The organism is Nocardiopsis sp. NPDC050513 (assembly GCF_044457925.1).
Classification (GTDB): Bacteria; Actinomycetota; Actinomycetes; order Streptosporangiales; family Streptosporangiaceae; genus Nocardiopsis.
Window position 1 is genome coordinate 191,386 of the sequence record NZ_JBITHK010000008.1, and the last position, 12,461, is coordinate 203,846.

A 12,461-nucleotide genomic window follows, 5' to 3' on the forward strand; every position below is an offset into this window, starting at 1 on the left:
AACATAGGAACCGGACCCCCGGCCGCACATCGTTTCCCGAACGCGTTCCGCTACGTCGGAAAGCGGGACCCGCGTCGCCCCTCGACGTAGTCGGCGCGTGTGCGCGCTATCCGCCGACGGCGAGCCGGACGCCGAGCGTGAGCATGACGACGGCGATCATCCCGTCCAGCACGCGCCAGGCGCCCGGCCGGGCGAACACCGGGCGCAGGAGTCGCGCCCCGAAGCCCAGGGCGAAGAACCACAGGAAGCTCCCGGTCACCGCGCCGCGCACCCACCACCAGCGCGCCTCCCCGTCCTGCTGGTTGGCGATGGAACCGAGGAAGACGACCGTGTCCAGGTACACGTGCGGGTTCAGCCAGGTCAGGGCGAGGGCGGTGGCGACCGCGGGGCCGAGCCGGCGCGACCTCGGCGCCCCGTCGGCGGTGAGCGCTCCGGGGCGCACGACCCTGGCCGCGGCGAGGAGTCCGTACACCACCAGGAACCCGGCGCCGAGGAGTCGCACGGCGACCAGCGCGGAGGGCATCGCCTCGATGACGGCGCCGACGCCGAGGACTCCGGCGGTGATGAGGACGGCGTCCGACAGGGCGCAGACCAGGACCACGGCCAGGACCGTGCGGGGACGGCCGTCGATGCCGAGCCGGAGGACGTAGGCGTTCTGGGCGCCGATGGCCACGATGAGGGCGAGCCCGGTACCCAGACCGAGCACCGCCGCGAGCAGGGATGCGTTCACGTTCGGAACGTTAGGAGCACAGGCATCTACAGTAAAGCTAAACTTTCTTAGATCACCTAAGAAAGGCTTAGGATGCCCTTCCAGTTCGACCACCTGCGCACACTCACCGCTCTCGTGGACGAGGGCACCTTCGAGGCCGCCGCCCGGCGGCTGCACGTGACCGCGTCGGCGGTCTCCCAGCGGATCCGGACGATGGAGCAGACCGCGGGCAAGGTCCTCGTGCGGCGCACCAACCCGGTCACGCCCACACCCGCGGGCGACGTGGTCCTGCGCTACGCCCGCCAGGTGGTGCTGCTGGACGGGGACGTCCTCGCCGAGCTGCGGGAGGGCGAGGGCGAGGGCGGACGGGTGTCGGTGCCGCTCGCCGTCAACGCCGACAGCCTGTCCACGTGGTTCCTGGAGGCGCTCGCGGAGCTGCCCGAGGATCTGGGCGCGGTGTTCGACGTCCACCGCGAGGACCAGGAGCACACCACGTCCCTGCTGCGCTCGGGAACGGTGATGGCCGCGGTGACCTCCACCCCCGAGGCGGTCCAGGGCTGCACGGTCGAGGGGCTCGGGGTCATGCGCTACCTCGCGGTGTGCGGCCCGGCTTTCGCCGCGCGGCACCTCGGCGACCCCGTCGACCTGGACCGGCTCCCGACGGCTCCCGTGGTGAACTTCGACCGCAAGGACGACCTCCAGGACGAGTTCCTGCGGGGGCTGGCGGGACGCGCGCCCGAGGCCCCGCGCCACTTCATCCCGGCGTCGACCGACTTCGCCCAGAGCATCCTGCTCGGGCTCGGATGGGGCGTGGTGCCCGAGCGGCAGTGCCAGGAGGAGATCGCGCGGGGGCGGCTGGTCGCACTCGCCCCCGGCCGTCCCGTGGACGTACGGCTGTACTGGCAGCGCTGGAACCTGCGGTCGCCCCTGCTGGACCGGGTGTCGGAGGGGGTGCGCGCGGCGGCGGCCACCCGGTTGCACCCGTTGTAGCCGCCGTGGCCCGGACCCTCCGCGGCCGGCCGGCGCCCGGCCGGTCCGGGGTTGTCGGCGGGGCGGTGCTCTGGTGGGATGGGACGGCGGTCGCCCGGGTCCGGCGGGCCGCGTCCACGGCGGGGAGTCTCCGGCACACGGAGACCGCGCGGGCGTGCCGCGACCGGCGTCGCCGTGCGTCCGCACCGGAGGTGGCATGTCGTATCCGCTGTGGGGGGAGACTCCGACGGAGCCGTACTCCGGCTTTCCCCCGGACGTGGGCGCGCGGCTGCGCCCCCTGGTGCCGGGGCTCGCCCGGAGCGCGGTCGAGGCGGTCCGACGCCGCGCGGAGGCACACGGCCCGTCCCTGGAGCCCGGTGACGCCCAGGCGTGGCACGAGCTGATCGCGTCGGCGGCGTACGCGTTCGTCGACCGGGTGGAGGGCGACCTCCCCCTCGGCGGCCCGACCGGCGTCACCGAGGAGTTCCGCGCGTTCGGGGCCGACGAGGCCCGCGGCGGTCGGACGCTGGAGCTCCTGCACGCCGGGATGCGCACGGCGGTGGCGATCGCGTGGCGGCGGTTGGCGGTCACGGACACGTTCACCCGGCGGGACGTGGTGGTCCTGGGCGAGGCGCTGTTCGCCTTCCAGGAGGAGCTCACCACGGCCGCCGCCGAGGGGCACGCCGAGGTGCGGAGAACCGAGGGGGAACTGAGGGAACGCGCACGGTCGCTCCTGTTGGAGGCGCTGCTCGACGGCGCGGACGCCGCGTCGGTGCCGTCGCTGGCCCGGGCCGCTCGCTGGCGGGTCCCCGAGCGGGTGGCCGTCGCGATACTGCTGCCGGAGGGGAGGGCGTGGGCTCCGGCCCCGCCCTCCGACATCCTGGTCGACACGGAACGGGACGACCCCCACGCGGTGGTCCCCGATCCGGACGGGCCCGGGCGGACGCGCCTGCTGGGACGCGCGCTGCGCGGGTGCACGGCCGTCCTGGGTCCGAGCGTGGTCCCGGCGCGGACGCCCGTGTCGCTGGCACGGGCCCGGCAACTGGCGGACCTGGTGCGCGCGGGTGTGGTGCCGGGCGGGGGCGTCGTGCGGTGGGGCGACCACCTGTCGACGCTGCTGTTGGCACGCGACACGGACCTGGTGGCGGAGCTGGCGCGCGAGCGGTTGGCCCCGATGGCGGAGCTGCCGCCGCCCCAGCGCGACCGGATGGCGGACACGCTGCTGGCGTGGCTGGAGTCGGGCTTCAACGCCAACGAGGCGGCCGATCGCCTGCGCGTGCACCCGCAGACGGTCCGGTACCGGATCCGCCGGTTGGACGAGCTGTTCGGCCCGCGTATGCGTGAGCCCGGCGCCCGGTTCGAGCTGGAGCTGGTGCTGCGGGCCCGCCGCCTGCTGGGACCCCTGGAGTCCACCTGAGCGCGGACGACGGGACCGCGGGCGTCAGTCCGTCGGGGCGAGCGCGCGGACGGCGGCCACCGGGTCACCGGGGACGAGGGGGGCGATGACGGGGGTGGTCACCCCGGCGTCGACGTAGGCGCGGATCCGCTCGCGGCAGTACTCGGCCGGTCCGTGCACGATCAGCTCGTCCACCACCGAGTCGGGGATGGCCTCCAGCGCGCCCTTGCGGTCGCCCTCCTCCCACGCCTTCCACATGGGGGCGAGGTCCTCGCGGCCCAGCCACTCGTGGAAGGCCCGGTAGACGGGCACGTTGAGGTAGGCGGAGATGGCCCAGCGACCGATGCCCCGGGCGGTGTCCGGGTCCGTGTCGGGGATCGCGAAGATCCGGGCCACCACCTCGCGCTCCCGGCCGTCCTCAGCGGCGTCGCGCACGTGGGGGACGACCGTGCGCACGTCCTCGGCGGAGAGCCAGTTGACGATCGCGCCGTCGCCCTCGCGGCCCGCCAGCCGCAGCATGCCCGGGCGCAGCGCCGCGACGAGCAGCGGCGGGGTGTGTTCGGGAACCGTGGCGAGGGTGAACCCCTGGACGGAGAAGGTGTCGTACTCGGCCTTGACCTTCGCACCGGTCAGCGCGGTGCGAAGGAAGCGGAGGGTGTCGCGGATCCGCTTGTAGGGCTCCTCGAAGGGGATGGCGTTCCACCGCTCGACGATGACGTTCGAGGAGGTGCCGATGCCCAGGGCGAAGCGTCCGGGCGCGGCGGAGGCCAGCGCGGCCGCGCTCATCGCCAGTGTGGCCGGGCCGCGCGTGTACACGGGGACGATGGCCGTGCCCAGGCGCAGGCTCGGCGCCCACACGCTGGCCAGGGCGAGGGGGGTGAAGGCGTCGGCGCCGTTGGCCTCGGCCGACCAGACGTCGGTGTAGCCGAGGTCCGGCATCCTGGCGATGACGGACCGCTGCTCCGGGAGGGGGACCCCTTCCAGGGGGATGGTGATGCCCCAGCGACTGGTCATGGCGACTCCCTGTGGGTCGATCGGATACCGGATCCGGTGTGTGTCCACTGTCGCCCCGACCATACCGCGCGGTCGGTATGTCGTCTCCCCCGGGCGACCCGTGCGACAGGGGGCACCCGGAGGGAGACGCGGTATCCCCGTGGGGCGTATGTTCGTAGAGCCTGACGGAACACCGTTCCCGGTACGGACCGACGTACCGGGACGGCGTCGTGCCCGACGGGCACCGGACCCACTCCCGCGAACGAAGGAGGACCTGATCGTGGCCATGCCACCCTCCCCCTACGACTTCCTGCCCGAGCTGCCGGCGTTCACCGTGACCAGTGACGACGTGGCCGACGGGAAGACCCTGCCCAAGCCCCAGGTCAGCGGGATCATGGGTGCGGGCGGCGAGGACGTCTCGCCGCACCTGTCCTGGAGCGGCTTCCCCGAGGGGACGCGGAGCTTCGCCGTCACCTGCTTCGACCCCGACGCGCCGACCACCAGCGGGTTCTGGCACTGGGCGGTGTGCAACATCCCGGTCGAGGTGACCGAGTTGGCGACGGGCGCCGGGGACGGTTCCGGTCTGCCGGAATCGGCCGTCACCGTGCGCAACGACGCCGGGGGCCACCGCTACGTCGGCGCCGCGCCGCCCCCCGGCCACGGACCGCACCGCTACATCTTCGCGGTCCACGCCGTGGACGTGCCCCGCCTCGACGTGGACCCCTCGGCCAGCCCCGCCTTCGTCGGCTTCAACCTGTTCTCGCACGCCATCGCGCGCGCGGTCATCGCGCCCGTGTACGAGCGGAGCTGAGGACCGGCCGACGTGATCGGGGGCGGGTGCTCGGCGACGCCGGGGCACCCGCCCCCGCCCCTCTCCCTCCCGGGGGCGTGGGGTACACGCGCGAGCGGCCCGATCGGTTGACGCGGCAGCCGGATTCGGCCATTTCCGGGGCCCGGCCGCCCTCGGGCGTCTAAGCTCGGCGCACGGTCCCCCGACCGTCCCCACGCCCACGGGAGGTATGCGCGGTGCCCCAGCGAACAGCGACGCGACCGACGGTCGTGGTGACGACGGCGGGCTCGGCCCCGACCCCGGGAACCATCCTCCACCTGCGCGCCTCGGGTTTCCGGGTGATCGCCACCGACGTGGACCCCGAGGCGCCGGGACTGTACCTGGCCGACCGGGGGTACCTGGTCCCCGGCGGCGACAGCCCCGCGTTCCTGCCCCGGATGCGCGAGCTGTGCGCGCGGGAGGGCGCGGCGGCGGTGGTGCCCCTGGTGGACGAGGAGCTGGTGAGCGTCGCCGCGCTCGCCGACGACGGAGTGGCCGTGCTGCTGCCCCGCGCGGACTTCGTCACCGCATGCCTGGACAAGGCGGTGCTCATGCACCGGCTGGACCAGGCCGGGATCGGCGTGCCGCGCACCTGGCCGGCCGCGGACGGGCCGCCCGAGGACGCCGCCGCGCCGGACGGTTTCGTCGTCAAGCCCCGCAGCGGCCGGGGAAGCCGCGGCGTGGCGGTCGTCGGCTCCCGGGAGGGCCTGCCGCGCGCGGTGGCGGAGAGCGGGTACGCGCCCGGGGAACTGATCGTCCAGGAACGCGTCACCGGACCGGAGTTCACGGTGTCGGTGGTGGTGTGGCGGGACGGGGAGGTGCAGGCCGTCGTGCCCAAGGAGGTCGTCCTCAAGCGGGGGGTCACGCGGTTCGCGGTGACGAGGCGCGCGGCGGCGGTCGCGGAGGCCTGTCTGTCCGTGCAGAAGGCCCTGCGCGCCGACGGACCGTTCAACGTTCAGCTGCGGCTCGACGGGGAGGGGCGGCCCCGGATCTTCGAGATCAACCCGCGGTTCTCCTCCACGGCGGCCCTGACGGCGGCGGCCGGGGTCGACGAGATCGCCGGGCTCCTGCGCCAGGCGGTCGCGGACGGGCCGCGGCTGGCCGACACCTGGCGCGAGGGCGTGGCGATGGTGCGCCGGTGGACGGACGAGTTCCTCACCGAGGAGGAGTTCACCGCCCACGGGCTCTCCCCGGCGAGCGAGCTGGTGGCCCGGTGACCGGCGCCCAGGCGATGTCGGAGGCGGCGGCGAAGGCGGTGACCGAGGTCGGCGCGCTGCTCCGGGAGTGGCGCACCGATCCCTCCGTCATCGGCGGCGCCTGGGAGGGGAGCCAGTTCAAGGCGCGCGCGGACGCCCTGGCGCACCGGGCGCTGGCCGAACGGCTGGCCGCGGTCGACGGGTCGGTCCCGGTGGTCAGCGAGGAGGACCCCGCGTCACTGGTCAGCGAGCGGCCGCCGCGCTACTGGCTGATCGACCCCATCGACGGGACCGCCAGCTACGCCCACGGGTTCGCCGGCTACGTCACGCAGGCCGCGCTGGTGGTCGGCGGACGCCCGGAGGCGGCGGCGGTGTACGCCCCGGAGACCGCGACCCTGTTCACGGCGGTCCGCGGCCACGGGGCGAGGCGGGACGGGCTCCCTCTGGAGCGGTGCGCGGAGCCGCCGCCCGGGGCGGGCGTGCTCACGGACAACACCCCCGAGCCCGAGGGGATCGCCCGTCGGGTCCGCGACCGCTTCGGATACCGCGGGTACCTGGAGAGCGGGAGCATCTCGCTGAAGCTGTGCCGGATCGCCGAGGGTGCGGCGCACCTGTTCGTCAAGGACGTACCGGTGCGGGACTGGGACGTGGCGGCGCCCGCGCTCGTGCTGGAGGAGGTGGGCGGATCGGTGACGCGGTTGGACGGCGCCGCGTTCGGCTATCGGGGGAGCTACGAGCACACGGGGCTGGTGGGCGCCGCCGACCCCGCGACGGGCCGCGCCGTCAGCCGATGGCTGGCGCTCTGACCCGCGGCGGCCACGAGGGGCACCGGACCGCCGAAGGTGGTCGCGAACGGGTCCGCGCAGGCCCTTCCCCGGGCCCGGAGCGGCGCGTAGGGTGTGGTCACCGACCGCGCCTGTGGGGGTGGGATGTGGAAGGCCGACGTCTGCCGCCTTACCGGATGCGCGCCTCCGACACCGAACGCGACCGGACGGTCGACCACCTCACCGTCGCGTTCGTGGAGGGCCGCCTGGACCTCGACGAGTACGACCGCCGGGTGGGCCTGGCCCTGTCCTCGGTCCTGGTCGGTGAGCTGTGGTCGCTGACCGCGGACCTCCCGCGGACCGGGGACGGCGTCCCGGGCCCCCGTCCGGTCCCCGACCGGGAGCACCGTTCCGCCGGAGAGCTCTCCCTGCCCGCGTCCGCGCACGGGTGGGGGGACGAGTGGCGGTGGTGGACGGGGGTCGCGGTCATCCTCACCGGCGTGTGGGCGGTGGTGAGCCTGATGGCGGGCGAACCCGTGCCGTACTGGCCGCTGGTGCCGCTGGGCATCTGGGGCGCCGTGCTGCTGGCGGCCGCGATCTGGCCCAGCGGGGAGGGGCCGCGGGAGTCCCGCTGACGCGGCCGCGAGACCGCCCGGCCGTGGACACGACCGTGCGAGTGGTGCCTCGGCGAGACGGACCAGGGCCGATGGGCGGTCCACAGGCCGACGGGGGCGCCGTGCGGGTCCGCCCGTGAGCGGGGAGGCTGGAGAGCGGGGGACCCCCGGGCCCGGACGCGGTCTCAGCCCACCGCGTGCAGCCAGCGGACCGGCGCGCCGTCGCCCGCGTACCGGAACGGCTCCAACTCCTCGTCCCACGACCGCCCCATGAGGCGCTCGACCTCGGCGGCCAGGTCCGTGCCGCCCGCCGCCGCGCGCGCCATCGCGTCGCGCAGACGGCCCTCGGGGACGAGCACCTCCCCCGCCGCGCTGGTGATCGCGGTGAACATGCCCAGGGACGGCGTGTAGCTGTACCGCACGCCGTCGCACCCGGGCGATCCCTCCTCGGTCACCTCGAAGCGCAGGCGCTGCCACGCGTTCAGCGCCGAGGCCACCTCGCCCGCGGTCCCCGGCTTGCCCTGCCAGTTGAGCTCGGCACGGTGGTGGCCGGGAGCGGCGGGCTGGGCGACCCAGTCGAGCTTCACGGGCACGCCGACGACGCCCGCGACCGCCCACTCGACGTGTGGGCACAGCGCCGCGGGCGCTGAGTGGACGTACAAGACGCCACGTGCGGACACCGAACCTCCTGATACGAACGAGTGCGCTTCCCCGACGCCCTCGTATCCACGAGAAGGTTGCAGACCCGCCTGAACACCTTCGCCCCATTGTGCCCCAAGGGCACCCTGGGAACCAGCGGTAACACCAGCATTTGCCGTGTTCCCACCGCGCACGGGACACCCAGAGACTAGCGTGAGCCCCAGAAGCGGACAGGGAGTCTGATCATAGTGGGGGCGGGTGTGCCAGACCAGCCGTATGAGGGCGCGAGCAGGCCCTCTCCCTCCCGGGGAACCGTACTTCCGACCGATACCGGGTGTGAAACCTCTTCCGCGTTGCCGGTTCCGGCCACTTCGGGTCCGGGGTCCGCCCTTCCCGAACACCCCGACGCCGACCTCGTCCACCGCGCCCGCGACGGGGACACCCGGGCCTGGGAGGGCATCGTCGACCGCCACCTCCCGCTCGTCAACGCGATCGCCCGCTCCTACCGCCTGTCCGCTCCCGACCGCGAGGACGCGGTCCAGACCGTCTGGCTCACGCTCAACCAGCATCTGCCCCGGCTCCGCGCGCCCGAACGGCTCCGCGCCTGGTTGCGCCGGGTCACCAACGACGTCTGCGCGCGGCAGCGCCGTCACGCCGACCGTCAGAGCCCCGTCGACCCGGACTCCCTCACGCGGCTCCCGTTCCCCGACGCTCCCGATCTCGAGTCGCAGTACCTGGACCGGGAACGAATCGAGGGACTGTACCGCGCGATCCGCCACCTCGACCCCCAGGACCGCCTCGTGGCCCTGAGTCTGCTGGAGGACGCCCCGCACGACCCGAACGCCCCGACCGGCCCGCGCGTCGCCGCGAACCAGCGCCGCCGTGTCAAGCGCCGGCTCCGCCGCATCCTGGAGGACCAGCAGTGAGCGAACACGCCGATCCCCGCCCACCGTGGGCCATGGACGGGCGCGCCGCGGCCCTGGCCGCCTTCGACCGCCGCGACGACGGCGCGGCCCTGGCCGCCCTGACCGTCCAGACGCCGCCCGTCCCCGAGGACTCCCGCGCCGGCGGAGGCACCCTGCTGACCACCCTGCGGTTCGACCACGACGGCCTCGTCCTGGACCTGCGCGTCCGTGCCGACGGCCCCCGCAGGTCGCTGTCGGGCCTGGTCAGCGGAGACTTCGGGTTCGCGGCCGTCGACCTGCGCCGCCCGGCCGCGACCGTCCGACTGCGCGTCGGCGCGGACGGCGGCTTCCTCGCGCCCGACCTCGCGCGCGGCCCGGTCAGCCTGGCCCTCCGCCGCACCGGCCGACCACCCGTGGTCACTGACTGGTTCACCGTCTGAGCACCGCGCGCCACAGATCGGGACACTCCGAATACGGGTTCGGATCACTCACGAACCCGGCCCGACGCACCCGCCTTCACCCCCTTCGTCCGCGTTCGCACCCGCGCGACGACAGCGAATCGACGCCGGGGGCTGCCGCGCGCGCCCGGCCGCTGCTATCTGTGGACCGAGCGTTCACCTCGCGAAAGGCGGGCACGTGACCCCACCCGTCCCACCCTCCGGCCGTCTCCTCCTGGCCCGGGTCAGGCGCGGGGTGCGGTTGGCCCGCAGCGGTCTGTTCGAGACCACGGCCGACCTCCTCGACGACACCCACCGCCGCCTGCGCGGCCATCCCGTCGCCGAGGTCGCGCCCGTCCTGCCCGGTGTCCTGGTCAACCTGGGGCTGGCCCAGACCATGTGCGGCCGGTTCGGCCAGGCCGACGACCACCTCGCCGAGGCGCACGCGCTGGCCCGCGAGCACGGCCTCCCGCTCCTGGGCATGGTCGCCCGCCAGAACCAGGGGTGCCTCGCCCTCTACCGGGGCGACACGGCCGCCGCCATCGACACCTTCCTCTCCCTGCTGCCCGAACTGCCGCCCGAACGGAGCGAGGCCCTGCACGTGGACCTGGCCGAGGCGCTGCTGTCGGAGGGGCTGGTCGAGGAGGCGGCCGCCGCGCTGGACGAGGGCCCGTGCACCGAGGACGGCTCGACGACGGCCACCGCCCTGCTCGTGGAGGCCAAACTGCGCTTCCTGGAGGGCGACCGCCGACACGCGGCCGAACTCACCCGGCGGGTGCGCCGCACCTTCGGTCGGGGTTCGCTGTGGTTCCGGCTGGCCAGCCGCCTCGAACGCGTCGCCCTGGCCGCCAGCCCACCCGGGCGCACAGCCGCGGAACCGGAACCCGTCAGCCGGGCCAGGGACCGCCTGCGGATCCGGCTCCCCGGCGCCGCGACCCACACCGGGTACCCCGCCTCGCTTCGGGCGCTGGACGTCCTGGCGGGCGGCGCCGCGCACGCCGCCGTGCCCGTGCCCGGCCGGTGGCTGGGCGCCGCGGCCCACGACCCCCACGTCGTCCGCGCCGGCCTGGAGAGCGCCCTGCGCGCGGGGACGCCCGCGACCGCGCTGGAATGGGCGGAGCTGACCCGGACCTGGGCCGAGCCGCGTGTGCCGGGGCCGCACGAACCCGACACCCCGGCGCTGACCGCGCTCGCCGGACACTACCGCGCCGCCCTGGCGCTGGGCCGGGGACCGTCCACGGCGCACCACGCGCGGCTGTGGGAGGCGGCCCGGTGGCGTGCGTGCCGCGCCGCCTCGGTGACGGAACCCGCCGCGCCGTCCGGGCCGGTGACCGGGGAGCTGCTCGCCCGGCTCGGATCCGACCTGGCGTTCGTCCACCTCACCTGGGCCGGAGGTGACGCCGTCGCGCTCGTGGCGGTGGCCGGGCGGATCCACGCCCGACAGCTGGGGCCGGTCACCCGCGCCGTCCGGGCGCTGGCGCGCTTCACGCACTCGCTCCCCGAACCGGCGTGCCGCCCCCGTGCGGCGGAGGTGCGGACGGCCTCCGCCGAGGTCTCCCGGATCCTCCTGGCCCCGCTCCTACCCCTGGTCGGGGACCGGCCGCTCGTGCTGGCCGCCGACCCGTGCCTGGGCGACCCGCCGTGGGGGATGCTGCCCGCGCTGTGCGGCCGTCCGGTCAACCTCGTGCCCACCGCCCGGTTCTGGGTGGAGCGCTCCGACCGGTGGCGGCCGGGGCGCACCGGCACCCCGCACCCGCCGACCGGGCGCGTGCTGCTCGTGGCCGCCCCCGCCCCCGGGGGCGCCCGTCGGGAGGTGGCCTCGCTGTCGCGCGTGTACCCGCGGGCGCGGGTGCTGGACGGGGACCATGCCCGACGGGCGGAGGTGGTGGACGGGTTCGCCGACGCCGACGTCGTCCATCTCGCCGGTCACGGCCACGTGCCCGACCGCGTTCCGCTCCTCGCGTCGGTCGACCTCGTGGACGGCCCCCTGCTCGCCCGCGACCTGGGCGGCCTCACCGCCGCGCCCGGCCTGGTGGCGCTCTCCACCTGCTGGAACGGGCGCGGCTTCGGCGGTGTCACCGGGACCCCGTCGGGCTTCGTCGGCGCCCTGCACGCGCGCGGCGTGCGCACGGTGGTGGCCAGCCCGGTCCCCGTACGGGACGCCGAGGCGGAGGGGGCGATGGTGCGCTTCCACCGTGCCGTGGCGGAGGGGGTCCCGGTGTCCGAGGCGGTGGCGCTCCACCTCGGACGGGCCGGCTTCTGCTGCTTCGGCGCCTGAGGGGCTCGTCCGCGGCCGATCGTGTCCGGCCGGAGACGGACCGGCGCGGGACCGGGGACCGGACCCGGACGGCTACCAGCCGCGCTCGCGCCACTCCGGCAGCTTGGGGCGTTCCGCTCCCAGCGTCGTGTCGCGGCCGTGCCCCGGGTAGATCCAGGTGTCGTCGTCCAGCTCGGCGAACACGCGTTCCTCGACGTCGGCGAACAGCGAGCGGAAGTCCTGGTCGCTCCACGTGCGGCCGACCCCGCCGGGGAAGAGGCTGTCACCGGTGAACAGGTGCGTGTGCCCCTCGGGATCGTCGTAGCGCAGCGCGATCGACCCGGGTGTGTGCCCGCGCAGGTGGATCACGGTCAGGAAGCACTCTCCGACCGGCACGCGCGTCCCGTGCTCGACGGGTTCGTCCACGGACACGGGGAGCCGGTCCCCGTCGGCGGGGTGGGCGACCGTGCGGGCGCCCGTCTGGCCGACGACCTCGGCGAGGGCCTGCCAGTGGTCCTGGTGGCGGTGGGTCGTGACCACGCGGGCCAGTCCCCGCTCACCGATGAGGTCGAGGATGCGGTCGGCCTCGGCGGCGGCGTCGATGAGGAGTCCCTCGCCCGTGGCTGTGCAACGCAGCAGGTAGGCGTTGTTGTCCATGGGGCCGACGGCGAGTTTGGCGATCGTCAGATGCGGTAGCTGGCGCAGGTCGGCGGGGCCGCCGACCCTGGTATCTCCGGAGTAGCTCACCTCTCC

13 protein-coding genes are annotated in these 12,461 nt (G+C 75.0%); 9 read left to right on the forward strand and 4 right to left on the reverse strand.

Annotated elements, in window-relative coordinates; genetic code table 11:
* Window positions 1–106: 106 nt before the first annotated feature.
* Window positions 107–730: a LysE/ArgO family amino acid transporter gene (locus ACIBFB_RS16715; protein WP_397230936.1), complete on the reverse strand. Its 624-nt coding sequence runs from the start codon at window positions 728–730 to the stop codon at window positions 107–109.
* A 72-nt stretch (window positions 731–802) separates the two neighbouring features.
* On the opposite strand from ACIBFB_RS16715, the gene ACIBFB_RS16720 reads away from it, so the two are divergent.
* Complete coding sequence (locus tag ACIBFB_RS16720; RefSeq protein WP_397230938.1) at window positions 803–1,699, forward strand: LysR family transcriptional regulator ArgP; 897 nt, start codon at window positions 803–805, stop codon at window positions 1,697–1,699.
* A gap of 196 nt (window positions 1,700–1,895) precedes the next feature.
* Complete coding sequence (locus ACIBFB_RS16725) at window positions 1,896–3,095, forward strand: PucR family transcriptional regulator (RefSeq protein WP_397230940.1); 1,200 nt, start codon at window positions 1,896–1,898, stop codon at window positions 3,093–3,095.
* A 24-nt stretch (window positions 3,096–3,119) separates the two neighbouring features.
* Here ACIBFB_RS16725 and ACIBFB_RS16730 read toward each other — a convergent pair whose 3' ends face one another.
* Window positions 3,120–4,088: an LLM class F420-dependent oxidoreductase gene (locus tag ACIBFB_RS16730; RefSeq protein ID WP_397230942.1), complete on the reverse strand. Its 969-nt coding sequence runs from the start codon at window positions 4,086–4,088 to the stop codon at window positions 3,120–3,122.
* A gap of 259 nt (window positions 4,089–4,347) precedes the next feature.
* On the opposite strand from ACIBFB_RS16730, the gene ACIBFB_RS16735 reads away from it, so the two are divergent.
* The 4 genes from ACIBFB_RS16735 to ACIBFB_RS16750 all read left to right on the forward strand — a co-directional run bounded on the left by ACIBFB_RS16735 (window position 4,348) and on the right by ACIBFB_RS16750 (window position 7,491).
* The gene (locus ACIBFB_RS16735; RefSeq protein WP_397230944.1) at window positions 4,348–4,878 is read left to right on the forward strand and encodes a YbhB/YbcL family Raf kinase inhibitor-like protein; all 531 of its coding nucleotides are present in this window, start codon (window positions 4,348–4,350) and stop codon (window positions 4,876–4,878) included.
* Between the two features lie 248 nt (window positions 4,879–5,126).
* Complete coding sequence (locus tag ACIBFB_RS16740; protein ID WP_397231135.1) at window positions 5,127–6,113, forward strand: ATP-grasp domain-containing protein; 987 nt, start codon at window positions 5,127–5,129, stop codon at window positions 6,111–6,113.
* 14 nt (window positions 6,114–6,127) lie between these two features.
* The gene (locus ACIBFB_RS16745; protein WP_397231137.1) at window positions 6,128–6,898 is read left to right on the forward strand and encodes a 3'(2'),5'-bisphosphate nucleotidase CysQ; all 771 of its coding nucleotides are present in this window, start codon (window positions 6,128–6,130) and stop codon (window positions 6,896–6,898) included.
* A 125-nt stretch (window positions 6,899–7,023) separates the two neighbouring features.
* The gene (locus ACIBFB_RS16750) at window positions 7,024–7,491 is read left to right on the forward strand and encodes a DUF1707 domain-containing protein (protein ID WP_397230946.1); all 468 of its coding nucleotides are present in this window, start codon (window positions 7,024–7,026) and stop codon (window positions 7,489–7,491) included.
* A 164-nt stretch (window positions 7,492–7,655) separates the two neighbouring features.
* Here ACIBFB_RS16750 and ACIBFB_RS16755 read toward each other — a convergent pair whose 3' ends face one another.
* Window positions 7,656–8,150, reverse strand: coding sequence for a DUF3145 domain-containing protein (locus ACIBFB_RS16755; RefSeq protein WP_397230948.1), 495 nt, complete (start codon window positions 8,148–8,150; stop codon window positions 7,656–7,658).
* A gap of 312 nt (window positions 8,151–8,462) precedes the next feature.
* On the opposite strand from ACIBFB_RS16755, the gene ACIBFB_RS16760 reads away from it, so the two are divergent.
* The 3 genes from ACIBFB_RS16760 to ACIBFB_RS16770 all read left to right on the forward strand — a co-directional run bounded on the left by ACIBFB_RS16760 (window position 8,463) and on the right by ACIBFB_RS16770 (window position 11,729).
* Window positions 8,463–9,035, forward strand: a complete 573-nt coding sequence (locus ACIBFB_RS16760; RefSeq protein WP_397230950.1) for an RNA polymerase sigma factor — start codon at window positions 8,463–8,465, stop codon at window positions 9,033–9,035.
* Window positions 9,032–9,454, forward strand: coding sequence for a hypothetical protein (locus tag ACIBFB_RS16765; RefSeq protein ID WP_397230952.1), 423 nt, complete (start codon window positions 9,032–9,034; stop codon window positions 9,452–9,454). Before ACIBFB_RS16760 ends, ACIBFB_RS16765 begins: the two co-directional genes overlap by 4 nt.
* A 196-nt stretch (window positions 9,455–9,650) precedes the next feature.
* The gene (locus tag ACIBFB_RS16770; protein WP_397230954.1) at window positions 9,651–11,729 is read left to right on the forward strand and encodes a CHAT domain-containing protein; all 2,079 of its coding nucleotides are present in this window, start codon (window positions 9,651–9,653) and stop codon (window positions 11,727–11,729) included.
* Between the two features lie 72 nt (window positions 11,730–11,801).
* Here the strand turns inward: ACIBFB_RS16770 and ACIBFB_RS16775 are convergent, their stop codons facing one another.
* The gene (locus ACIBFB_RS16775; RefSeq protein WP_397230956.1) at window positions 11,802–12,455 is read right to left on the reverse strand and encodes an MBL fold metallo-hydrolase; all 654 of its coding nucleotides are present in this window, start codon (window positions 12,453–12,455) and stop codon (window positions 11,802–11,804) included.
* Between the last annotated feature and the right edge of the window lie 6 nt (window positions 12,456–12,461).